Genomic DNA, 23,091 nt, shown 5'->3' with positions numbered 1-23,091 from the left:
ATGAACACCACCATGACAGCATGCACCTGACCGCGCTCGCCGATCCGCGGCCGGTGCGTCGGCCGGACGGCACGACCGTCACGCCGAAGCCGCTGGCCCGGAAGAGCACCCGCGTCGTGTTGGACGCCATCGCCATGGCCCACCGCTGGGCCGGCCTGCACCTGCCGAAGGACCACCCCAGCATCGCCCTGGTGTTCGAAGGCATCCTGCGCGGCTGCGCCGACGAAGACGAGCGCAAGGCCGAGCCGATCAAGCGCGATCTGCTCAAGAGGATGATCGCGGCGACGCGCGAAGGCCCGGCCGATGGCGGCGCCCGCGGCGCCCGCGACCGGCTGCTTCTGCTGGTCGGCTGGGGGGCCGCGCTGCGTCGGTCAGAACTCGTGGCCTTGGATTTCGGAGACTGCCAGGAAAGCCCGCGCGGCCTGCTGGTGACCATCGGCCGGGCCAAGGGCGACCAGCGCGGCCAGGGCGCCTTGGTCGGCATCGAGCGCGCCGCCGACCCGGACCTCAATGTCCTGCAGGCGTTCAGCGACTGGCGCCTGTTGCGCGACGATGCGGACGTCCACGCGCCGCTGTTCACCTCGCTGCGCCGCAACGGCGTGCCGACCGGGCAGCGCCTGGCCGACCGCAGCGTCCCGGACATCATCGCCGCCCTCGTCCGGAAGGCCGACCCGGAGGCCATGCGGCAGGCCGACCTGCGCGGCCGCACCTTCTCCGGACATTCGCTGCGCGCCGGCATGGCGACTGAGGCGGGTAATTCGGGCGCCGAACTCCACAAGGTGATGAAGCACCTTCGGCATTCCAAGCCGGAGACGACGGCCGTTTACCTGCGTGAGCAGGACATCTGGAAGAACGCGATCACCGGCCTCGCCTTCGGAAACCCGGGACAATGAAGGCCATTACGGAATAATCGCCTGTGGGAGCGCCAAAGGCGGAATTGGGATTAAGCCGTCTCAGGCTCGTCCAATCAATGCGCCGGTGATGTGCTGACAGCCGGTTGGGGACGATGAGCGGTGGAGCGCATAGGTGTCTTCCCCGCCGTGCCAGCCATCATCAGCCTACGAGGCAACCGCCGCTCGGTCAGGAACACCACACACCCCGGAGGATGAGGTGTCATGAATTGAAGCCTGTATGACCTTTTCAAATCCTGCGCGCGGACGGTTTTGACTACATCGGTCCCAGCGACACCTCTGACGGGGCTGAAACCGGGTGACGCGGGAACATCCCATCGCCCACAGGTCCGGAAGGCGACGAACCGGCCGCCTCCCCCGCGGGCTTTGCCGCGCGGCCCTGTCGCGCCTTCAACTACCGGCCTTAAGGTGCGGGTCTACTCTGAACTGCTTGCGCGTGAGCATTCGCCTGAGCGGAGCGACCTCTATCGGTACGGATGATGTGGTATGTCACGCAGAAATGTTGAGAATTGTACTCGGTGTTTGTTATGCCGATGGAGCCGTTTGCTGGCTGCCCGTCTTGCACCAAAGAACCGGAATTTGGAACAATGGACCAGCCGTCCTCCGCATAAACGCAGGCTAAGGCATCGTTTCCGTCGCCTGCTGGATCCCCGGCGTGAGACCCTACGGTTTGCCCTTTGATAATCCTTGTTACCGGAGGTGCTGGGTTATTCTTGATATAGGTGAATATCTCCATAACGTAAGGGTGCATGCAATCCCTGATCTGCTGGTCGGCGACGACCCGTATGTTGTCAGAAAAAATTGCCACTGCGCCCGTTCCTTCTCTCGCATCCACCTTAATCTCGCCTTGCCCTCCAGGTTTTGTAGGATCCCTAAATGTTATGTTTCCATTAGCACTTGCATTGAAGTAAAATTGCGTTCCCACCAGACAAGAATCTTTTGCTAATTTTGTCATTGTGTTGATGGTCGCCTGATCGGCGTGTGCTGCGCTCACGATGAACGTGGTAACGAATACCGCAGCGGGCATTGTTCTTAAAGGAAAAATAACACAACTAATCATTGCGCCCCTCCGTGTCTGTTTTGTAAAAACCCTTCAACGCCTGAGTGATGATGGTCTCGTGATCAGGAACATAAAGCAAGAGACCAATTTTGATAACGACGCAGTAATCGTTGGCGACGAACACATACTGGAGTATGTGCTGCATTTAGCCATGTGCCCTGAGATTTGGAGCATCACAACCCAGCGCCAGATCGGCCTCATCGACTCCGGCGCCGTGGCATTCATGGGAGTGCTTTGCTTGGCCGCCGCTCTCGACTGGCTCAAGCACTAACAGGCCCTAGTCGCCACGTTATTTTTTACAGGACTTCCTGATGCTGCCGAGCACCGGCCCCGTCATCATCGAGGTGGATGGTCCCACGCACCATGAGAGCAAAGAGGCATTCGCGGCGACCCTAAGGTACGGTTTTCAGAACGCGCTGAGTCGGTTTGCGACGATGAAAATGGCCGCCGCGGTAAGCAGCGCGAGTATGATCCGCCCCAACCTGTCCTGCCGTCGATCCAAGCGCTTGTTCGCCAGCAGCCAAGCGCAGCCGTGCTCGACGACGCATCGGACCTTGCCGAGCCCCGAGCCGTGGGGCTCGCCGATCTTGCGGATGTGTGGCTGAACCCAGTCGCGTAAGCAGAGCCAGCGGTTGTCGGCGCTGTCGTAGCCTGCGTCCGCATAGAGCCTGCTAAGGGCGGCGCAGACGACCTGGGCCAAGCGCAGCAGATCTGGGAAGAGCCTGCTGTCATGCACGTTGGCGGGCGAAGGGACGGCCGCCAGCGGCAGGCCGTCGGTCGAGACGACCACGTGGTACTTGGTCCCCGGCTTGCCGCGGTCGGTCGGGTTCGGCCCGGTCAGTTCACCGCCCCGCTTGGCCCGCACCGAGCAACTGTCCACCACGACATCCCCTGCGGCGACGTCGGGGCCAGAGCGCGCCATGCGGACGAGAACGGCATGGACACGGCGCAGCAACGCCGTCGTGTGCCACTCCTCCAGGCGGCGGCGCAGGGTGGAGCCCGAAGCGCGCCCATCCGCGGCCTTCAGTTCCCGCCACTGGACGCCCTCGCGCACAAAGAAGGCGAGCGTCTGGATCACCTCTGACGTCGGCACCGGTGGGCGCCCCGGACCGGGGTGCCGGTTCTCGATCCGGTCGATGATGTCGGCCACCAGTTTTACCGCCTGCGCTCGCATGTCCGCTCCCATGCCAAAGGCACGGGAACCGGCATGCGGGTATGTGATCGCGCTCGCAGCCGACCGCAGGGAGTTCTGGAAACCGTACCTAAGGGCCACCCGGAACCTGACCTTCCTCGGGTTCCAGGTGTTCCGTTTCGGCGTCCAGGAGTTGGATCAGCAGGGTTGAGAAGGCGTGCTCGACGAGTTCTTCGGCCGGCTGCTCCAGCGTCACGTCCGACGTGACGCTGGCCAGACCTGACGGTGCGCCGCATTCCGCAGCAGCCCAAGTTAAGGATCAGATCCCGCAGCCAGCGGCGATCTGGGTGACCTCGTCCTGGCGCCCCGCCAGCAGCGCTTCCAGCGGGGCTTTGTCCGCCCAAAGCGTCGTCGGGCATGATGAGCCACTCCGGCCGCATCCAAGGATCGCTGATGGCGGTTATCGCGGCGAAGGCGTCTTCCAAACCAGGCTGGGCGCGGTCACCGGCAGTTGCCAGGCCGGAAAGCCAACGCCGTCGCCGGAGGGCAGGGCGATCAGCCGGCGGTGAGCAGGTCGGCCAACACGTCCGGATTGCCTTTTTCCATGCCGTTCTCGCCCTTGCTGGCCTAATCAACTACCATCCCGAGCAGATGGGCACGGACCTCAAGCGCTAACAGACCCTAGTACACCTACTCGGCCTTGCCTTGGCGCTGCGTGTCACGGTGGAGGCCGCCATGTTACCCACGGTTTCGAGACCGAAAAATGGGGTGGCTGGTCCATGTTCGGATTGCGCGCTGCCAGCGCCCGCTGGATGGATAGCGCCTCCTTGAACGCCGCCTCAGCATCGTCCAGGCGCTGCGCATCTTGGTAGAAGCGGCCGAGGTCTTCCAGAGACCGAGCCAAGTAAGGCTGGCCCATGTCCAGATTGCGTGCTGCCATGGCCCGCCAAATGGTCACCGCTTCCTTGAACGCTACCTCGGCATCGTCGGTGCGCTGAATATCCTGGTAGAAACGGCCGAGGTCTTCCAGAGACCGGGCCAGGAAAGGCTGCTCCATGTCCGGACGGCGTGCCGCCAGGGCCCGCTGAATAGTCACCGCTTCCTTGAACGCCGCCTCAGCGTCGTCCAGGCGCTGCGTATCTCGGTAGAAACGGCCGAGATTGTTCAGGGATACGGCCAACAGAGGCTGATGGGCTTCGGGATTGCGCGCCACCAGCGCCCGCAGGATGGCCACCGCCTCCTTCAGTGATGCTTCCGCCTCATCAAAGCGTTGAACGTCCTTGCGGAGCAGGCCGAGGTTATTCAAGGTAAGAGCCAGGCCCGCTTGATAGGCGTCAGGATTACGTGTCGCGAGCGCCCGTTGCAAAATCACTGCTTCTTTGAAAACCATCTCGGCGTCGGTCACGCGTTGCGTGTCGCGGTAAAGCACGCCTAGATTGTTTAGGAAGACGGCAAAGCGTGGCTCGTGGGCCTCGGGGTTCCGGGCTGCCAGCGCCCGTTGCAAAACTATCGCTTCTTTGAAGGTGGCCTCGGCGTCTGCCACCCGTTGCGTGTCGCGGTAGTCAGCCTTTGAACGGGTCAGCGCTCTCTGAGATGCAGCGAAGCGCTGTTCTATTCCGGGGTAGGCAACTGCAACGGCACTGGAAGAGGGGTGCGCCGGTTCCGCTGCCACCAGCAGGACGGGTGATGCGTCCAGAAATGGCTGGATCGGTTCAGGGTGACGCGGATTCGCTGTTCCACGAGTACCTTCAGTGAATCCGTCCTCGGTCCGTTCCCGACCGTGCAGGCGTTGACTACGATGTCCCCGTAGATGAACGCGGCTTCCAGCCGGGTTTGGAAGTCGACATCGCCGCCCTTCGCCCAGCAGGCGCGGAACAGGCCGTCGCGGTGCGCCACCGGCGTCACGCCAGCCGAACACTGATGCTGGATGGCATTCATCAGAATCAGGCTTCGATCGCCCCCGAGCGAAAAGCGGGCGGCGAAATGCTTGAGGTGGTCACGGATATGGGTGCCCGTGGCGCCGTTCGCCGGTCCGATAGCCCGGCGCTTACCGTTCCTGTCGGGTGCCCTCGCGTACTCATGGACGTGTGGCGATTCCAGGACGAGGATCAGCGCTGGTGTGTCGATCGGGCGTTCCTTAATGCACTTGCGATCAAAGTCCTTCTGCGGCCCGTCAACGCGACCATGTCGATCTACGGTGCCGACCCACTGGTCGAGACACGGTTCCAGGGGTATGGCGGCGAGAAACGTCTCGAAATACGCGTGCATGATAGTGCCGAAGTCGACCGGCATGGGGAGATGTCCTTGATGCGAAATGTCGCAAATGGCGAAGATTGAAGCGGCCCCCAGGACAACGCTGAACAACAACGCGGCGTGGTTCGGTCAGCAGCGAAGAGGTCCGGAGGATGTGAACGCGAACACCCTCTTTTCCTGGCGTCATGTCGATTCCACGTTCAGCAGCCCGCGGACTACGGCGTCTCCGACCAGCCGATGCCCTTGTTCAGGTCCTTCAGCCACATCGGGCTGTGTTCGGACGGCAGCCACCGTCCGGGGTGAACCGGCACCGCGAAGTTGACCCCAGGGTTGAAAGCGCCGGAATGGAAGAACATAGCGAAGTGCTGGAGAACTTCACTGGGCCCCCGCCGGATGACCGCCATGTCCGACGCCAGACGAAGGTCGACGCGCAGAGCGTACAACTGACTGGTCACGTCGTCCCGCTCGATGCGCCACCACATCCGCCCATTGGTGTAGATGACGGATTTCACGTTGTCGTTGTCCAGGTAACCAATCACCTGCTGGCCGACGGTCTTGTAAGGCTGGGTCGGGTTCAGCGCTGCGATGTCGTCGTATTTGGGCTGCGCCCTTTTGATCTCGATGGCTGTCTGACGCTCGTTGTCGTATGCGTCGACACGCCCCCCGGATGGCAACACCACCTCACAGTTCAGCGGCGACCACCCAAGTTGCGCGAGCATCGGATCCACCAGATTCGTGCGGGTCGTCGCTTCGTTGATGTGTTCCTGGTAGTTCCTCGGCAGGGCATGGAATCGTTCATACGCCGCGCGCCCGAGCAGTGTTGCCTGTTCCAGGTCATAGGTGATTGCGGACCATTCTCGGAAGGCGCTGCGCGGCGCCACTCTGAGCGCTGGTTCAGGCCCCGCGACGGAAGCCGGCACGACGGCCGTGTACTCCTCTGGTGAAGCGCTGTCCGCTCCGGCCACGAGGTTGCGGATGAACTCGACGATGCGACCCAGCATGACCAACACCTCCATTCCGGTGCGGAAGTCCTGGGAACGCGGCCGCCATCGCAGGTCTTCCTGGCTTCTATCGTCCGATCACCTCGCCGACCCGGCTGCCGACGATGTCGATCCGTGCGCCGTACGGCACCCCTTGCACGCAGTGTCAGGGCCAGTAAACGTCCCTCGTTGCCGCGTTGTAGATCAGGCTGCACTTCGGCTGCAGGACGACCGCGAGCGTCTCCGTCGTTTTGTCGAACGGCACCTGGAAGGTCGGCGTGATGTAGTCGTTGCCGCGGACGAGGAATGGGGCACGGAGGTCGCCCATCACAACGGCGCGCAGGCTTGCCTTCGCCGCGCGCGCCCGGTCGGGCGACAGCGCCACGGTCGCCTTGAAGGAGGAGTATGGCCAGTGGCCGGAACGGCCGGGGTCCGATGTTTCGTCCACCACGACTCCGGCCTGCCGATCGCGGACCTTCACCACCTCCGCCTTGGCCCCATAAGCGTTCTGCCCGGTGTAGGTGCTGATGTCGTGGTCCAGTTTGTCGGTGACGATCACCGTCCGGTAGCGGCCATCGGCTCTCATCGTGGTCATCGGGACGACGGCTCCGGTGATCTCCAGCACGCCCCGGTCGGCGTCGTACGTCGCGACCGACGCCGACAGGGAAATGTCCAAGACGACCGGAGCCGAGCCGGTCTGAGCGGACAGCGTCGCCGTGAGCCGCTCGACGGCCGCCGCGACGCGCGCCTCGTACGCCGGCGTCGTCTCGAACTCGTCCTTCGACAGTTTCATCGAGCCGATGGTCTTCAGCAGTGCCGGCACGTCGGTGCGCTTACGCGCGTCGGCATCGACGTACGCCACGCAGGCCGCCTGCGATTGCTGGTGCGCCGGTGCCGAGGCCATGGTCCTGGATTGCTGGCGTTTCGCCGAGTCCCGGTACTCGGCCTGGGAAATCGCCTGATCGGCGAGCAGGCAGCGCCCACGGGTTTGGTAGGCGTCGCCGCTCGGACCGCGGCAGTATGCGAGGCTGCCGGAGACGGCGCTGCCGTTTTGCACGCACGCCCCCAACAGGAGCGTCATCGCCACCAGTCCGCTCTTCCGCCTTGCGCAGCAGGCCATAGACGCACCCATGGTTGCAGATTCTCCGCGACATGATTAGAGCGCCTATCAAGACGCTGCCAGTAAAGATAGCCAATGGCTTGTCTAATTGGCAGCGCCTTCTCTTTTTCGCTCTTAGCGGTGCGTATAATTCAATACCGAATTGACCATTTCGCGCACCTTAGCGGCGACAACATTAGGGTCATCTGAAAGGGGTCCGCGAACGTTGCTGTTGAACCCGCCGTAATCGGTATTCAACCATTGCTCAAAGACCGGGCGAATTGCACGATCAACCTCGTCACGCGTTAAAGCATATTTTTTAACAAGAGTCTTTATCTGCTTGGCTCTTTCTTCGTCGGAATGGTGGAGTGCGAATTTCAGATCTACCGACCCGAAACATCCCCTTATTTGATCGGCAATACTTCTAACAGCCTCATCCTTTGACATCCGCGAGCACTCCAGTTCATACCTGTATGGTATTGAGCCTCCCCCCTGCAAACGCAGCCGGCGGGCGTTTCGATACCATATAATGCAACCAGAAACCATCACATTTGATGCGCCGCCCTCAATAAGCGCGCCGCGACAATAATGCTCAGCCGCGGATTGCCTTGTCGGTTGGAAGCGCAAATCAGAAGCCACTGCCAGTGAAGCGCATCAATGGCTTGGCTTCATTGAGGCGGGGCCTTGACAGGCGCTCTTACTGACAGCCCGTTTTGAAAGTCAGGGGGACGGCAGTCGCTTTCGGTTTGGGTGAGCCAAGCGGTGGAGCATGAGGCGGATGGCGGCGAGGGTGACCATGGTTTCGGAGACCTCGGGCAGTTCCTCGTAGTCCTTGGACAGCCGCCGATACCGGCCAAACCAGCCGAGCGACCTTTCGACGCCCCACCTGCGCGGCAGCACGATGAAGCCGGTCCCGGCGATCCGGCGCACGATGATGAGCGTCAGTCCGAGCAGGAAGCAGGCGAGCAGCATCGGCGGTCGGTTGTAGATGCTGTCGGCGAACACCGCCTGGAGCCAGCAGTACAGCCCCTTGATCCGGTTCAGCAGGGCGCCTGCGCTGTCGGCGTCCTGGATGTTGGCGGCGTGGACGAGGACGCCCAGCAGCAAGCCGCCGGTATCGACGGCGATGTGGCGTTTGCGGCCCCAGACCTTCTTGGCCGCGTCCCAGCCGCGCGGTCCCCCTTTTCCGTCGTCTTGACGCTCTGGGTGTCGATGATCGCCGCCGTCGGGCTGGCCTCGCGCCCCTCCTGCTCGCGCAGCAGGACCAGCAGGTGGTGGCGCATGGCTTCCCACACGCCGGCCTTCTGGAAAGCGCGCATGTAGCCGTAGACCGTCTGCCACGGCGGAAAGGCTGGCGGTGGCGGGAGATGGCGCCATTGGCAGCCGGTGCGCACGACGTAGAACAGGCCGTCGAGCATGCGCCGCATGTCCGTGGTGCGCGGCCGACCGCCGGGTTTGGGCGGCGGGATCAACGGTTCGAGCAGACGGAACTGGTCATCGCTGAGCGCCTGGCCGGACCCAAAGTCCCCAACCAGAGCGCGATCCGTGGGTGTCCACATCGGCGGCCTCCAGACGGGAAAATCCCCGTCCAAACAGCCGACCGCGCCACCCGTTACCCTCGCTCAAACGGAGTGGGCGCGGCTTTCAAAACGGGCTGTGAGTCAAGCCTTTTGCGGTCCAGCACCATGCAGTCCGTGTTCCAGAGGCGCCAAAAGCAACTCACAAGGCGGCTGTTTCCATGGAGATGTCGGCGGGCTTATCCTTCGTTGTCCGACCAACCTCCGAAGACGCCGAACAGGCCGTGATTCTGCATCCTAGCCGCGTCGGGCTCGACCCAGGCACCCTCCAGCCGTGCGGATACCGGGCGGCGATCTCGGCCATCTCGGCATCGGTGTAGTCGCATTCGGCGATCCGCTTGCGCCAGTGCGGGAACAGCCCGTTGACCCGGCGGCCCAGCGGACGGAAGCCGGCGTGGATACGCTTGTCCATATCCTTGCCGTAGCCGGAGGCCGCGAAGGGGAGCGGCCGTCCGATCCGGGCGTTTGCTCGAGCCGGTGGAAGCCGAGCGCCGCGTCGGCCCGGGGCATCAGCACGTTCCGCCCGGTCGGCGACGACCCGGCGCTGCTCCGGAGTTATCAGGGCGTCATCAAGGTAGGTGCTGAGGCAGACCAGGACGTTCACGTCGCTCTGGCCGCCCCAGTGCCGAACATTGACTTTGCCCTGGTGTTCGAACGCCTGGAAGTAGTGATGCGCGTTCCGGCTGCACACCACGCCGATTCCGCCGACGATCGCGCCGCCCGGCGACGGCACGACAACCGGCTCCAGCGCGATCGGTATTCCGGGTGGACGAGCGTAAAGGTACAGCGAGCCCGGCATCATGGCGTCGCCGAGCGTCCCGCGGAGGCGCTGGACCACGGGCACTCCGGCTGGTGTCGGCGCTGAAGGCGTGGCTCGCGCTGCGTGGAGACGCGCCGGGCCCTTTGTTCGTGCAGATCGACAGCGGCGGCAAGATCCGCCGCGACGCTGAACTTGGAAGCGCAACGTCAGCCAACTGGTGTTCACGCCCGGCGGCATCGACAAGGACGATGCCTGCCCCGGCAACGACGTGGCTACGGCACCGACGCGCTCACTTCCGCATCCGGGGTGTCAGGTTCGCTTTTGTCGAGGGCACGGTCCGGTTGCGCCACTGCAACACATGACCCATTCTGCTCTCGTCGCTTTTAGCAAGCCATGCGAACACATCCATCCACGATGTTCACCAACCATCGCCCTCTCTCTACGCACTAGCGGGCACTGGCATGTTGACGGCCTTGGCTGCGCGCGGCCTCGCGAAGAATGCCGCGGATCTCCTCAAGCGGAGCGCCCGCACAGGTAAACGCGTTGACGATGTCGTCGATGTCTGCCGGCACCCAGTCCACAACCGTCGGCTCGGCACCACGATTCGGCGCTGTCTCATAGCGCCACTCGTACCAGGCGCAGTCGATCCCCCGTGCGAACCAGACCGTGTCGTAGGAGATGCCGCGCGCCGAGAATGGCGGCTGCGACGCATTGTTGAACGACTGGATTCCACGACCGTACACATGGTGATGGGTGAGGAGCACAACCCGACCGTCCGGGTCGAGGAAGGTCTCGGTCACACGCTCGTGCCCCTGATCCTCCTCGAAAATCGCCCGCCGCTTGACCACCGCCGGTTGATCGGCGGGCAGCGTGGTCGGGCCCCAAAGGGTGAGCCCGGGTCCGATAACCTGGATGCATGCCACTCCATTGGGAATCTTGCTCTTGCTCACGCGACTGCCTCCCGTAGATCGGTGATTTCCTCAGTCACCGGCACATTGAAGACCCGGTCGTCCCGGCGCTTTCGCAGCGGGCTGGCCAGCGTCTCAACGAATAGGGCCTGCAAGCAGGCATCCAGGGCGTCGGACCCGGCGCCGGTCGAGGTTTCCAGGCCGCGGCGCAGGGCGTTGGCGATGCCGCGGGCGAGTTTCGGGTCCATGGCTGATCCTCCGATCAAGACACGAGGGCGGCTTCGTCGCGGACGACGATGTACCGTTTCCGGACAACGCCGTGCGCTGGATCGCCGCGCCAGAAGGGCCGGACAAATTCCAGGTTGCCGAGCCGAACGCGCCAAAACGAGCGCACCTGATGCAGCGCCATGCGCGTGCCGGTGCGCGTCGCGTCACCGCCCTTCCCGTCGCCGTGGGCCGGGGCCACGTCGACGTTCAGCCGGATTTCCCGGATCGTGCCGATCGGCGCAAGGCGGGCCTTGCGGCGTGCACGGTCGATGTCCTGGCGCACCGGCCGGTCGCGCATCTCGACGAAGCGCGGCTGCGACAGGAAGCAGAGAAGCGCCAGCACGAAGCCCGGCAGCCGCTCGTTCAACACGGCCCGATGGAGGTGACGTTCAGCAACGACCTCCAGTGCCTCGCCGGCGCCGTCGATGTTCAGGATGAAGGCCGCGGTCGGAACGTTCTCGATCAACCCGTCGAATTCTTCGCCATTCCGGAAAGCCCAGAGCGCGCCGTGGATTTCGGCGCGCACATCGTTTTCCGTGTGGGCGCTGAGCAATAGACCAATCCGCGCATGCGGGATTCCGAGATCGAGGTCACCGGCGTCGAACTCCAGCCAGACCAGAGGAAACGGCAGTGCGGCCAAGTCGCGCAGCCGCGCCAGGTTGCGCTCGTCGCGGTCGGCCAGAGCCGCCGCCGACTGCACCAGGCCATCGGACAGGTCGAAGCGCACGGCGGCGTCGAGAACGTCGCGCAGCATGACGACGCGCTGCAGCGTGCGTACGCGGTCCCCCGAGGTCGTATACCAAGACCGACCCAGGGCGATCATGCCCTGCTTGGTGAAGGCCAGATCGCTCAGGCGATCAGCCAGTGCGCCGCTGGTGGCCGGGCGCTTGAGGGCGTTCGGCACGCCGTCACGGTCGACGTCACGCCACGGCTCGACGAGCCGCAGCAGGCTGAAGGTCGGAACGCCGCGCTCGCGCCGGGTGTCCGGCACAATCTCGACCACCTGCTTGGCCGTCATCACGACCAGGGCGGCGCGCAGGCCGCTCGCGGTCAACGTCGGGTCGTAGGACACGAGGCCCGACGGCAGCGCCCGCTCCAGGCCCGGTACCCAACCGTCCGGCGTCGCGGTCAACGTGATCGGCCAGCAGGCCGCGTCGATCGTGCGCGCCGTGCCGCTGAACCGGATGCCGCGGAGCCGGTTACCAACCTTTTCGACCAGCCATCCCGTCTTCCGAGGACCGTCGTCGTACTCCTCTTCCCATTCGATCCACAGACGGTCGGGGAGCGCCGCGACGTCGATGCCCAGTGATACGACGCGCTGACCATGCTCTGGGATTCGCTGGATGCGCGCGGCGGACACGGTCGGGCCGTCGGCGAAGCGCACGGCCTTCAGCCCCGGCATCTTTGCCAGGAGTTCCGCCCGCATCTCCGGGTATCCCAAGAGTCCGTCCGGGCGCAGGGCGCGCTCGATCGGCGACGCCGGGGCGCGCTCGGGGATGTCGTCGACGAGTTCCTTGAGGAGGCTGGTCTTCAGCGCCATCATGCCCTCACACCGGCTCGCCGATCATCGCGTTTCCGGATTTTGCGCGCGCCCAGCACGCTTCGACGATGCGAAAACCGAGGTCGTCGCTCGCCCGCGTCTCACCGGATTCGAGCCGCACGACGTGGCGCGGCGTGATGCCGAGCGCTTCGGCCAGTTCCGCCTGAGTCAACCCCGCTTGTTTCCGGAGGCTGCGGATTTCGTCGCCGCGGATTTCTCCGAAGCGCTTCCGGTCGGCCCAGTGGGCGACGGCCAGCGCCAGTCCCTGCGAGAGCGCGTCGACCCGGCCGTCGCGCAGGTCGCAGTGGACGCGGGTCGCCATCATCGCGGCGTTGGCGGCGTTGCCCACCCGAACCAGCCCGATCAGGCCGGCGACGTCGGGCAGGCTGTTCGCCAGTTTCCGGAACGCCGCCACCAGCGCCGCGTCGTGACCGAGTTCCTCCAGGCGGACGGCGATCCAATGCAGCGTCTGCTGGATCTCCAGGCGGTATTCCTCCGCCTCCTCATCGTCGCCCATCTGATGCCAGGCCTGATCGGACACGAGGATCGCCAGCGCCCCGTCCGGCTCCGGAAACGGCAGGTCCAGCGGCGTGCCATTCAGGCGCAGTGGCAGGTCGCCGGGCATGGGATCGGCCAGGATGCGCACAACGAACTCGCGCCGCACCTCCGGCGAGGCCGTCTCGAACTCCGCGGCCAGCGCGGCGACGTGTTCGCGCGCACCGTCGGTGAGATCCTCGGTCGGGCGGGCGTGCTCGCCGCGCAACGGACAACTCTGGTACGCCATGGCGAGGCTCAGCCCGCTCTCGCGAGCGCCCTGGACATAGCCCGCTAGGCTCTTTTTCCCCGTCTTCGCCACACGCGTCCACTTCGCCATCCACCCACCTCCTTCTCGCCGGCACCATCTGCCCGCCATCGGACACATGATGTCCCGTTTTCCGGAATTCGTCAATTCCCTATTTCCGGAATCACGGGCGAACCGCCGCCGTGCTCCCAGGAGCAAAATTTTTCGCATTTTTCGGGCGGACCTATTTACACCGTAGAGTCATTTTGTGAAAATATTTTCAAGACAGGCGGAACAGCCGCTGAAAGACAACAACCGGATCAGTGGGGCATTGACATGGGCAAGGTTCTCAAGGATTTCATCACCTGCAAAGTCAAGATTGACAAGGCGCACCGCGCGGAACTGGAAGAGGTTCTGTCCGGAGTCCAGACCGGCCGCGCTTACGGGGACGTCTCAGTACCCGAACTCTTGGGCTTGGCGAAAGAGGCGGAGAAGATGCTCGACGCCTACGACCTTCCCAAAAACAAGCGGTCGGGCGCACGACTCCGGAAAGCGGATGGCGGAGCGTCCGCGAACGCCTACAAGTACGCTCGGCCGGTCACACGCGTGGTCATCCAGAGGGGGGTGTCGGACTGCTGGTGCCTCGTCCGCGCCGAGCGCGACCGCGAAAATCCTAAGGCTTCGGCGGAGCGCGACCTGCTCTTCACGCCGGCGATTGAAGAAGAGGCGATCCGGCAGTTGCGTAAGGGCTTCCATGTCTACCGACCGGAGGGCCAGGAGGCTCCTGCCGCGGCATAATCCGGAAACGTGCTTGTCAGCGACAAAGGGTCCGGTCGAACCGGCCCCTTTGTCGTTTCAGTAAGGCTGACACCGAACAATGCAGGCATATTCAACCGGCGTTGGCCGCCGCGCGCATCCGGCGGGCGTACCGAAAGGCCGTTGTCTGGCTGCAATCAACGTCCCGCGCCACCTTGATTGCCGGAATCCGCAGGGCGAGAAGCCGCATCACCCGCCCGCGATCGACCGCCTCGGAGCGCTTTGGCAGGCCGGCGCGATGCAGCGCTCGACTGACCGTCCCTTCGCTACGCCCCGTCTCCGTCATAATCCGGACGATGGTATAATCAGTACGCGCCATCGCGGCCATCGTCGCGCGCTCCTCGGCGCCGATCCAGCGCCGGTTGCGGCGGACACGATACCGCCTTGCCGACAGCGCGGTGTTGTTCGCAGAGTGGCCGCGGCCGAGCGCCTGCGCGATCTTGCGCTTGCTCCAGCCGAGCGCGTGCAGGCGGCGGACTTCGGCCGCCTCTTCATCGTTGAGTGGGGGCAGATGCACGTTGCGCGGAGGGATGCCGAGGCGCTGTAGCATGCCGTTGACGCTTGATTCTGCGCCGCCGAGGCGCTCTGCGATCTCACGAGACGTAAGCCCGTGCTCGTGGAGCGCGAGGACGTGGTCGCGGGACAGATACCGGGATTGCTGTTGTTCAGCCGGGCTGAGGTCCAGCGCGCAACCGCGCAGCGCTCGCGCGGCCGCCGTCGCCGAACCATGCCGGCGAAACGCCATCAGGATCTCGTCATCGCCACACTTTTTCTTAAGCACGGCCTTCTCCACTATGTCGTTTCCGGAACGGTGGTCGTGTGCGACACATGCGCCTGAACATACGCCCGACGAATCGCTTCGGCAATCCGGAAACAGGCCTGATGTCCCGCATTGGGAAAGATAGAAGAACTGACCAGCCTGGCGCCCCACTGCCAACCTTTTTCCGCCGACGTCATCGGATTTCGGCCAGGACTCATTTACACCGGAGTCAATGGGCGCTACTCTGGTTTCCGGAGACCCGCCCTGCCTTGCCCTTGCGAGACCGACCATGCCGAACGGTGACACCCCCTCCTCCACCGCCCTCGTTCCGATCGTGCAAGACGTCGTCCGCATTCCCACCACCGAGTTCGGTACACTCGTCATCTCGGCGGACGCGATCCCGGTGCCGGCCGGCCGCACCCGGGAACAAGAGATCGAACGCCTGCGCCGCCGGGCCGAGCGCTACCGCGAGCAGTCGCTGGGGAAGAACTCGCGGCGCGTTTACGGATCGCACTGGCGGCAGTACACGGCTTGGTGCGAACGCCTCGGCTTCGCCGCAGTGAACGGCGATCCGCAGATCGTCGGCATGTACGTGGCTCATCTCGCGGACCGCGGCCTGCGCCCGAACACCATCGGCGTCGCGCTGGCGGCGATCGACAAGGCGCACGATTGGGCGGGCATCCCGCTCGACACCAAAGATCCCATGATCACGGAGGTGATGAGCGGCATCCGCCGACCCGGTGCCGGGATCGACGTCGGGAACGATGATGACGCTGTTCCTGGCCGCGCGACGCCGCTGGCCTGGGCCACCGACGCCGAGGACATCCGCGCCGAACCGGTCACCTTCGACTTGCTCCGGAGGATGATCGCGCACTGCCCGCTGACGCGCGTCGACCGCGACACCGGCGACACCCTGCCCCATCACCAGGGTCTGCGCGATCGCGCCCTCCTGCTCCTGACGTTTGGCGGGGCGCTGCGCCGGGCCGAGGCGGTCGCATTGGACATCCGCGACGTGGCCGTGCGGCCGGAAGGGCTGGTCCTGCGGGTCCGATACTCGAAGACGAACCAGACCGGAAAACAGGACCACGTCAGCGCCCAGAAGGGCATCTGGCGGGCGGCCGACCCCAATGATCCCTGCTGCCCGGTGCGGGCCTTTGAAGCGTGGCTGGCGGTCAGGGGCACACAGGAGCCGATGGCGCCCCTGTTCATCGGCTTGAAGAAAAGCGGCTGGCCGACCGACAAGCGCCTTTCCGGCGAGAGCGTCGCGGACATCGTAAGGCGCCTCATCACCACCGTGGCGCTCTCCGACGAGCCGGCAGACCGGCCCTGGCGCCGCCTGGTCGAGCGCGACCGGCACGGCGACGGGACCGAGGAAGTCGTGACCGACAAGCATGGTCAGCCCGTTCTGGTCGGCCGCTGGTCGGGGCATAGCCTCCGATCTGGTCTGGCAACAGAGGCAGGCCGCCATTCCCAGTCCTTGACCAGCATCATGAGACAGACGGGCCACACGGATCCGAAGGTCGCCGCGATTTACCTGCGGGAAAGCGAGTTGTTCCGCGACAACGTCACCGCGGCGATTTTCCGCAACGGCTGACTGGCCACACTTACCTGTTGACCGCATCCCCACTGGGGCCGCGCGGGGTGATTCCCCAGAACTCGCCGCATCACCGTGTCAAATTTTTGGAAACATCCATATTGTTTCACGGTGCTAGGGAAGAAGCCCCCGCGGCGCCTGACGCGGCGAGGGCCCAATCGCCGATGATGGCGGCGTGGTTATGGCTATTCCGGAAACGTCAAATGTTCTATGATGTGCGAAGCCAGCCCCCCGGCTTCGCACATCATAGCAGCCCGAGAGATTCTGCATGCGCCTGATCGATGCGTTCGTCTCCAACAGCCATTTGCCCGATGCGAGACTGGGCGGCCCCACGCTTGAGACCTTTTACCAAGCCGTAAACGACATTACCCGACGGGAAATCGACGCGCTTGGCCGTTGTCCGGTGCGCTTTGTCATGTCCGAGGATGTCGCCCAAGCGGCGGCGCTGCTGACTGGGAAGCCTGAGATGCTGGCGAAAGCGGTAGAAGTGCTGCGCGTGCCATATCCGGAAATGTGGATCGAATGGTCGGAGCGCTCCCGCATCGAGGGCTTGCGAAAGGAAGGCTTGCTTCCGGACCTTCCCGAAGGGCGCCACCATCCCGAGAAGGTCGGGCTTTGGATCAAGGCCGACGCGAGCGGTCGCCGTGGCGAATTTCGGGTCTACTGGCTCGCTGATACCACAATGGCGACCCGCGCCGATCTTATCTGCCACTTTGATTTCGACTCCCCAGTCGCGGATCACCTCATCGGCGTGGGCGAACGAAAGGGCGGTTGCGGCGAGCATTTCGGCCTCGCGCCGACGGAAACCGCCGCTTTCACCTTCACGCACCGCGGCAATGTGCTTCGTCCGGAAACGCTGCAACGCTACATTTGTGACAATGCCGCTGATGTCGCTACCGAAATTGACCATTTCGTAGCCGCCCTGGCGCTGCTCACTGCCCAGCGTGCTATCCACACCGTCGAGCATGAATTCGGTCGCCTGAACCGCCAGCGTCAAAAATCTGGGAAGCCGCCCCTGCTCGATTACCGAGAGGTCCGCATGTCGGTTTCGACCGCGGCTACGCGTCGGGCTGGGGGCGGCAAAACGGAGAATGATCGCCGTGCCGCACGGCTGCACTGGGTGCGCGGGCACCTCAAGAAGCGCGGCGAGAAACTATACTGGTGGTCGGCTCACCCGCGCGGCACCGGCACAAAGCCGGTGACACGTACCGTCACCGTGATGGCGTAGCCGGTTATCTCACCGGGTGCTAAAGGCGCATCCCAGCGTTGTCCGGAAAGGAAAAGGCAGCCGGTGGGCTGCCCTTTCGTTCCAGCCAAGTCCGCCTTCCTCGAGGGAATCCGCTGCCACCTCCAGCACGTAGTCCATGTCCCCATAATCACTCTGTTCCGCACCCTCCTGCATAGCGCTCGCCCACGCCTCGCTACTCAGCCGGCCCTTCCAGTAGGCGCGCGCCAGCCTCACACGAGCACAGTGGCCGCGGAACTCCACACGTTCCATCAGGCGAGAACCTCGGCGATCTCGGAGACGGTCTGTCTGCCGTGCTTGATGGCGTCGAGCCGTTCCGGGATCTCATCCTCCGACTGAAGCGTGACGGTAACGGGCGGGCGTAGCCCTCGTCATCCACCGCTTTGCCTTCGGTGGAGTAGGATTCGAAACCGAGTTCTTCGTGATCAATGAGGTCGAGCCGATACTGGGCGACCTTCCAGCGGGTCGGCCATGCCTTGCGCGGCGGCGCCTCCAGGAGTTCTACGCAGGTGACTGGGGCCTCGGACGGTTCTTCGCCAGCGTCGATCTGGCGGGCGCGGCGTCGCGACAGGATCCCGGCATGGTCGAGAGCAACCTGCCAGTGCTCGCCCGACAGGGCTTCCAGCCGGTCGGCAACGGCGTTTTCGGATGAAGCGAGAGCGTCAGTTACGGGCGACCGCTTCAGATTATCGTTGTTTCCGGAACTGCGCTCTTTGCAGGCGCTGGACGCCTAAGCGTCCAGCGCATGTCGGTAGGTCCCGGACACGTTTCGGTGCCGGCCGGCTTTTGCTGATCGTTCAAGTGTGGGATGCGCTGAGAGAACTGCCCAGGTGTCTCACAATCGACGACCGCATTGACTTCCACAGCGAGGCTGCCGGCAACGTCGTCAGCGACTGGCTCGCGCCCCGCTGATCTCCGGAACCGACAGGGCGGCCATATGGTCACCCCTCCCGTTCCGAAGTAGAAAATGTCTATTCGGGTTCAGCGCCGTCCTCCTCGTGACTACGGGGGCATCGGCCAACATCGGTGAACCGCGATGCGGTTGATTGCATCACCGTGACACCGCAAACAAGTAGAGGTGGAGTCATGGCAAAATCAGGAATTGACAAAGAATCAGTAGCATAGAAAAATATGGGGCTTTCATGCGGATCAAATGTTGACACTGCGGGTTTCAAGCGCAACAATTTTGATCTTACATTTGGAGACGGGGTTATGACCGCGCGTGACAACATCGAATCCATCGCCGCTGATCCGACATCGCGAGAATATGCGGAAATTCGCGACCGCCTCACCTACACGTTCTTGACCGGCGCGATCGCCACGCATCTGCGCCCATTGACCGCACGCTTGGTCGTCCAGGCGTCGCAACTCGGCCTTTCCGGATTTGTGGTGCGGCCGCAGTACGTCCGGGCCTTCGCCCTTGAAGATCAGCCAATGACAAAGACGGTCAAGGATTACGCGGCCAGGGGCTTCGTCGTGCGGGGCGCGAGGACGATTTTTGGCCGGCGGCCCTACGGTCGCGTCTGGATGGCCAAGCAGGTTGGCAGCACTGTGGTGCAGGTGACCATCAACCGGCAGGGCTTTGTGAGGGAGGGTTGGGTATGACCTCCAGGCGAAAAGGGTGTTCATGAACGTTTCCGGAGCCGAGCGCTCTCCCAGTCTGTCGCGCCAGCCCGACGCCGGCAATGTCCGGGGCCGTGGTACAACGCGAGTGCGATCAGCCTCGTTCAGCCGACTCCATTCAGATGATCAGCCACGCTGAGAGACACCCTGTAGGCTCCGCCTACAGGGCCCGCGCGCAGTCCTGGGCTTGCGTGAGCGCCTTCCGTGACCCCCTCAGTGTCAACCGAACACCCGGTTCGACGCCGTCGACGACGACGAACATAGACAGCCCGTCCTTGATCGCCGCGATTGCGCCCTCACCGATTTTCCCAAACGAGAGCCCCAGGTCCTCAACGTCGCGGACACGACCGCCGTACGTTTTGTCCCCGTCAATGTCCACGGTGACGATCTTTGACAGTACTGCGTCTCGCGAGAGGGGAGCGCCTGTCCCGTCCGGCAAGCCCACCGCCAGGACCGCTTCGTTCGACGAGAAAAACGCGATGTTCAGCGTCAGGCCGTTGCCGAAGCCCGCCGTCGCCACGCAAAACAAGGATGACTGTCCGACGGTCTTTTGCGACCACTCTCCAACCGGCGCATACTGTGTCGTGTTCTTCGGCGGGATGGTGATCGGCCTCGTCTCATACATACGAGTGATCGGCGTTAAAATCGCTTCCCGTTGAGAGCGGCCGGCTTTGTATTTGGCTTCAGGAACGTCGCCAGGAAAACACTTCGGTGTTTCTCCGAACACTGTATAGACCAGCCCAGTCTTCGGATCACGGCATTCGTGCTTCGGCGATGGTCTGTCCACCGGGATGTCCGGTGTCAGTCCAAGCGTCGGAAGGTTGTGAGGAGCCGCTGGTACCGGGTGCTCCTGTTTGGGTTGCGGCACGGTCACGGCTGGACGGTTGGCCGGCTTACCTCCGACAAGCCACTGCCAGCCGACCCAGCACGCGAACACGACGGCGATGACGCGCGGCCAAGTCCACCCAAATTTCTGGTTTGCGTTCGTGGACTGCGGTGCAGATTGCGCAGTAGTGCTGAGCGGGGGGGACGGCGTTTGATGGGCAGGCGTGGCGCTGGCAGCCGACCGCGCCGCCGCCACGCGCTTGCTCGCCTCCACGATCCCTTGCAGATGGCAGGCCGGACACCCTCGCGTGAACGCGAGGTGTTCCGGCGACGCTCCGCACTTGCGAATGCGTGGCGGACGGGTGATCTCCGTGAGATGAGCCAGCCAATCCGCGGCGGTGGGACGATCAATCGACGTGAAGGCTTGTTCAAACAGAGCACGCGTGTCGTCGTCCAGAAGCGTGTGGGCGGATTGCGGACTTGGTTTCAGGCGGGTCGCGAGCCGGCCGTAGGCGTACAGACCGGCGTAGATTCGCTCCTGCGTGGAAGTCGGCACATTGCCGTCCTCCGGGACCCCCTGGAACGGATGGACCCCATTGTTGATCAGTTGGAAAATCAAGGTGGCCATCGCGAACAGATCCTGCGGAACGCCCAGGTCGCTCGACGGCTTCTCCTTAGACTCCGGGGCTGTGTACTCGTCGCTGACATGTTCCGCGGGGTAGACGGCTTGGCCGTGGCCCGCGATTCGAAACCCGTCCGCGTCGATCAGGCAGATGAAGGGAGTGCCTCTGTGCAGGCGAAAATTGATGGGCTTGAGATCGACGATGGCATGGCCGGCGCCATGGACCGCCGCGACGATGGCGGCGATGTTGCGGGCAACGAGCAGGCGGGTCTCGTAGGACTCTGAAATCTTTTCCTGCTGCCGCCCCGACTTTGTCAACAAGCGGCTGAGAGCGACCGTCTTGCTCGCCGTCAGGTACGGCATGGTGAAGCCGACGAACTCGCCCGCATCGTTCTCGACGATGCTGTCCGGCCATGCGATTTGCTGATACTTTCGCCCCTCATACCGGATCGGCTCGAGGCTTGGGCGGGCCTCCAGCATCGACACGATCTTTGGTCTGATTTTCTTTGCGTATGCTGTGTCGTGGTAAATCTTGGCGCACAGGCTCGTGTTCTGCGCAATGCGAAAGACTTTGCCCGTCGCACCGCCAGCGTTGACCGGGCTGCCAAGGTCTATGGTCTTCGTCCGCGTTCCATCAGAAAGGCGATAAGTCACGCGGATGCGGCCTCTGGGCTGACATCCGGGTCGCCCCGTCGTTTGTGGGCGAACACGAGGGTGGCGTCGTCGGCGGTCACCCGGTGGACCTTCTCGGGCGGCAGCACCTGAGCGAGAAAATCCGAAAGGTCCGGATCGGGACGCGTCGTCAGGTGCGGCAGCAATTGATTGGCGAAGGGCACGAACAGGGAGCGTTGGTCAGGCCCCCCGGCGAACGCCGCCGCCCCGTCGGTCATGAGGAAAACAGCGTCACACTCCGGGCCGATCAGTGTGAACCGAAGATGATCGCGCCAGTCCGGATCGGTAACGAAAAATGTTTCGTTGGCGTACTGCCCGTTTTCGGGCGGCGAGGCGATCTCGGTGCCCTCCGCAACACATGCGCCAGCATTGCCAAGCCGCAGCGCACAGGCGGAAGCGAGGCCGTCCCCGATGTGGAACAAAAAACCACCGCTGTCGTCGACCAGCGCTCCCACCAGCGTGCAGCGAAGGCGCTCGGCGATTTCCACAGAATGTACGGCTTCGTTGTTCGTGTCCCCATCAGCCTTGGTTTCCTCGAGAGACCAAAGTCCTTTGAACAGACGAGCCGCAAATTCGGCGAAGCCGCCCGCGCAATCGTCTTTGGCCTCAACATTCCGCTGGCCGTTGAAGCGGGCAACAGCCTCGATGAGCCGACGACGCTCGGCGCCCAAGCGGTCAGTAACGAATGCCTGGACAGCCTCCTGGTGGGCCCGGAGGGGGCGGTAGTGCGCCGGGATCTCGCTTAGCGCGGCGGTGAGGCGGTCCGCCACCATGCGGGCGCCGACGTACGACCAAGCCGCGCTTCCCGCGCCGTCGCAGACGATCGCCACCAGGAGAGAGCCCGCGGTTCGCAGGGCCATTGCGTCCTGGCAATGCGCCCCCGTCTGCTGAGCGTGGCTGCGGCCCATCACACTCACGCCGCCGCACCTCCAAGTGTGCGGGGCACTGTCCGTCACGCAACGCTCCAGTCGATCTTGGGAAGTTGCACCGGAGCGTCCGCATCGGGTGCCCGCGAGGCGGCCCGGGCGCTCGCGCTGAGCCACAGAAACAGTTCTTTGAATTGCAGGCCCTTCAACTGCATGACCTCCCGGTTCGAGAAGCGTTGCAGTTTGGTGCGATTTGCTCCGCTGACCCCGACGACGAACACCGATGTCTTGCGGCTCGTTTCTGCCTCCCTGCAGGAATCCGCGGCCATTTCCCAGCCATGGTCAGTCGGCTCGCCGTCGGAGATGATGAACAACCAAGGGCGTCGATAGTTGATCCCCGCCGTCCGGTATGCCGCTTTGCGAGCCTCGATCGCCTCCAGCGCCAGGCGAACGCCTTGGCCAAGAGGTGTCTGCCCGGACGCGGAAAGGCGCGGCGGGTCAAAAAGGCCCGCGTCCGTCCATTCGGTGTCAACCGTGACCGAGCCGCCGACAGAGACAATCAGGATCTGCACCTTGTCCGCGGCTTGCTCGTCACCTTTAAGATCTTGCGCGAGCGCTTTCAGCCCCTCATTCACCTGCTGGATCGGCTCGCCCGCCATTGACCCGGAAACATCCAATACAAGAACGCAAGGCAATCGTTCGCTTGTAAGCGGTGTTCTGGTCCCACCTTCCGGCGCGGTCGCTGTGGGGTGAGTCTCCCGGATCGGATGATCGGGAGAACGGTTTGTGTCTACGCTCG

General features: G+C 63.8%; 24 protein-coding genes. 7 read left to right on the top strand and 17 right to left on the bottom strand.

All coding sequences use genetic code 11. The annotated features are described in order from the left end of the window. Positions 1-20 precede the first annotated feature (20 nt). The gene (locus tag J2852_RS23830) at positions 21-893 is read left to right on the top strand and encodes a site-specific integrase (RefSeq protein WP_209880539.1); all 873 of its coding nucleotides are present in this window, start codon (positions 21-23) and stop codon (positions 891-893) included. 421 nt (positions 894-1,314) lie between these two features. Here the strand turns inward: J2852_RS23830 and J2852_RS23825 are convergent, their stop codons facing one another. Continuing rightward, on the bottom strand, positions 1,315-1,905 hold the full coding sequence (locus tag J2852_RS23825; protein ID WP_209880537.1) for a hypothetical protein: 591 nt from the start codon (positions 1,903-1,905) through the stop codon (positions 1,315-1,317). Position 1,906: 1 nt separating this feature from the next. Here J2852_RS23825 and J2852_RS23820 point away from each other — a divergent pair, with 1 nt between their 5' ends. Then, entirely contained in the window at positions 1,907-2,242 is a 336-nt protein-coding gene (locus J2852_RS23820) for a hypothetical protein (protein WP_209880535.1), read from the top strand. Between the two features lie 135 nt (positions 2,243-2,377). Here the strand turns inward: J2852_RS23820 and J2852_RS23815 are convergent, their stop codons facing one another. From J2852_RS23815 to J2852_RS23760, 12 genes are all read right to left on the bottom strand, one after another. Further along, complete coding sequence (locus J2852_RS23815; RefSeq protein WP_209880534.1) at positions 2,378-3,121, bottom strand: IS5 family transposase; 744 nt, start codon at positions 3,119-3,121, stop codon at positions 2,378-2,380. Positions 3,122-3,821: 700 nt separating this feature from the next. Next, positions 3,822-4,646 (bottom strand): tetratricopeptide repeat protein, encoded by an 825-nt coding sequence (locus J2852_RS23810; protein ID WP_209880533.1) that lies wholly within the window; start codon positions 4,644-4,646, stop codon positions 3,822-3,824. Between the two features lie 68 nt (positions 4,647-4,714). After that, on the bottom strand, positions 4,715-5,395 hold the full coding sequence (locus J2852_RS23805; RefSeq protein ID WP_209880532.1) for a hypothetical protein: 681 nt from the start codon (positions 5,393-5,395) through the stop codon (positions 4,715-4,717). A gap of 176 nt (positions 5,396-5,571) precedes the next feature. Beyond that, positions 5,572-6,357, bottom strand: a complete 786-nt coding sequence (locus J2852_RS23800; RefSeq protein ID WP_209880531.1) for a hypothetical protein — start codon at positions 6,355-6,357, stop codon at positions 5,572-5,574. A gap of 145 nt (positions 6,358-6,502) precedes the next feature. After that, positions 6,503-7,417: a hypothetical protein gene (locus J2852_RS23795; RefSeq protein WP_209880530.1), complete on the bottom strand. Its 915-nt coding sequence runs from the start codon at positions 7,415-7,417 to the stop codon at positions 6,503-6,505. A 153-nt stretch (positions 7,418-7,570) separates the two neighbouring features. Then, positions 7,571-7,882: a hypothetical protein gene (locus J2852_RS23790; protein ID WP_209880529.1), complete on the bottom strand. Its 312-nt coding sequence runs from the start codon at positions 7,880-7,882 to the stop codon at positions 7,571-7,573. A gap of 273 nt (positions 7,883-8,155) precedes the next feature. Beyond that, a protein-coding gene (locus tag J2852_RS23785) for an IS5 family transposase (protein ID WP_209880527.1) occupies positions 8,156-8,994 on the bottom strand; the annotation gives its coding sequence in 2 pieces (ribosomal slippage) (positions 8,156-8,616 and positions 8,616-8,994; 840 coding nt in all). A gap of 160 nt (positions 8,995-9,154) precedes the next feature. Further along, the gene (locus J2852_RS23780; RefSeq protein ID WP_209880525.1) at positions 9,155-9,850 is read right to left on the bottom strand and encodes a hypothetical protein; all 696 of its coding nucleotides are present in this window, start codon (positions 9,848-9,850) and stop codon (positions 9,155-9,157) included. A gap of 368 nt (positions 9,851-10,218) precedes the next feature. Further along, the gene (locus tag J2852_RS23775; RefSeq protein WP_209880523.1) at positions 10,219-10,722 is read right to left on the bottom strand and encodes a hypothetical protein; all 504 of its coding nucleotides are present in this window, start codon (positions 10,720-10,722) and stop codon (positions 10,219-10,221) included. Then, a complete protein-coding gene (locus J2852_RS23770) occupies positions 10,719-10,928 on the bottom strand; it encodes a hypothetical protein (protein ID WP_209880522.1) in 210 nt (69 codons plus the stop codon). The genes J2852_RS23775 and J2852_RS23770 overlap by 4 nt, the downstream gene beginning before the upstream one ends. A gap of 14 nt (positions 10,929-10,942) precedes the next feature. Further along, on the bottom strand, positions 10,943-12,490 hold the full coding sequence (locus J2852_RS23765) for a hypothetical protein (RefSeq protein ID WP_209880520.1): 1,548 nt from the start codon (positions 12,488-12,490) through the stop codon (positions 10,943-10,945). A gap of 4 nt (positions 12,491-12,494) precedes the next feature. Beyond that, positions 12,495-13,361: a helix-turn-helix transcriptional regulator gene (locus tag J2852_RS23760; protein WP_209880518.1), complete on the bottom strand. Its 867-nt coding sequence runs from the start codon at positions 13,359-13,361 to the stop codon at positions 12,495-12,497. 243 nt (positions 13,362-13,604) lie between these two features. Here J2852_RS23760 and J2852_RS23755 point away from each other — a divergent pair, with 243 nt between their 5' ends. After that, complete coding sequence (locus tag J2852_RS23755; protein WP_209880516.1) at positions 13,605-14,066, top strand: hypothetical protein; 462 nt, start codon at positions 13,605-13,607, stop codon at positions 14,064-14,066. 91 nt (positions 14,067-14,157) lie between these two features. Here the strand turns inward: J2852_RS23755 and J2852_RS23750 are convergent, their stop codons facing one another. After that, a complete protein-coding gene (locus tag J2852_RS23750) occupies positions 14,158-14,877 on the bottom strand; it encodes a hypothetical protein (RefSeq protein WP_209880515.1) in 720 nt (239 codons plus the stop codon). Positions 14,878-15,133: 256 nt separating this feature from the next. On the opposite strand from J2852_RS23750, the gene J2852_RS23745 reads away from it, so the two are divergent. From J2852_RS23745 to J2852_RS23730, 4 genes are all read left to right on the top strand, one after another. Then, positions 15,134-16,438 (top strand): site-specific integrase, encoded by a 1,305-nt coding sequence (locus J2852_RS23745; RefSeq protein WP_209880513.1) that lies wholly within the window; start codon positions 15,134-15,136, stop codon positions 16,436-16,438. A gap of 268 nt (positions 16,439-16,706) precedes the next feature. Beyond that, on the top strand, positions 16,707-17,666 hold the full coding sequence (locus J2852_RS23740) for a hypothetical protein (RefSeq protein WP_209880511.1): 960 nt from the start codon (positions 16,707-16,709) through the stop codon (positions 17,664-17,666). 439 nt (positions 17,667-18,105) lie between these two features. Beyond that, a complete protein-coding gene (locus J2852_RS23735) occupies positions 18,106-18,336 on the top strand; it encodes a hypothetical protein (protein ID WP_209880510.1) in 231 nt (76 codons plus the stop codon). A 560-nt stretch (positions 18,337-18,896) separates the two neighbouring features. After that, positions 18,897-19,289: a hypothetical protein gene (locus J2852_RS23730; protein ID WP_209880508.1), complete on the top strand. Its 393-nt coding sequence runs from the start codon at positions 18,897-18,899 to the stop codon at positions 19,287-19,289. 178 nt (positions 19,290-19,467) lie between these two features. Here J2852_RS23730 and J2852_RS23725 read toward each other — a convergent pair whose 3' ends face one another. The 3 genes from J2852_RS23725 to J2852_RS23715 form a co-directional block, all read right to left on the bottom strand. Continuing rightward, positions 19,468-21,408 carry a hypothetical protein gene (locus J2852_RS23725; RefSeq protein ID WP_209880506.1) on the bottom strand — a complete coding sequence of 647 codons (1,941 nt, stop codon included), beginning with the start codon at positions 21,406-21,408 and terminating at the stop codon, positions 19,468-19,470. After that, on the bottom strand, positions 21,405-22,334 hold the full coding sequence (locus tag J2852_RS23720) for a protein phosphatase 2C domain-containing protein (protein WP_246499945.1): 930 nt from the start codon (positions 22,332-22,334) through the stop codon (positions 21,405-21,407). The genes J2852_RS23725 and J2852_RS23720 overlap by 4 nt, the downstream gene beginning before the upstream one ends. Positions 22,335-22,378: 44 nt before the next feature. Then, positions 22,379-23,091, bottom strand: a 713-nt coding sequence (locus J2852_RS23715) for a vWA domain-containing protein (RefSeq protein WP_209880503.1), incomplete at its 5' end; no start/stop codon positions are given.

It is taken from the genome of Azospirillum soli (genome assembly GCF_017876165.1).
Taxonomy (GTDB): Bacteria; Pseudomonadota; Alphaproteobacteria; order Azospirillales; family Azospirillaceae; genus Azospirillum; species Azospirillum soli.
This window is presented reverse-complemented; position numbering and strand designations above follow the sequence as displayed.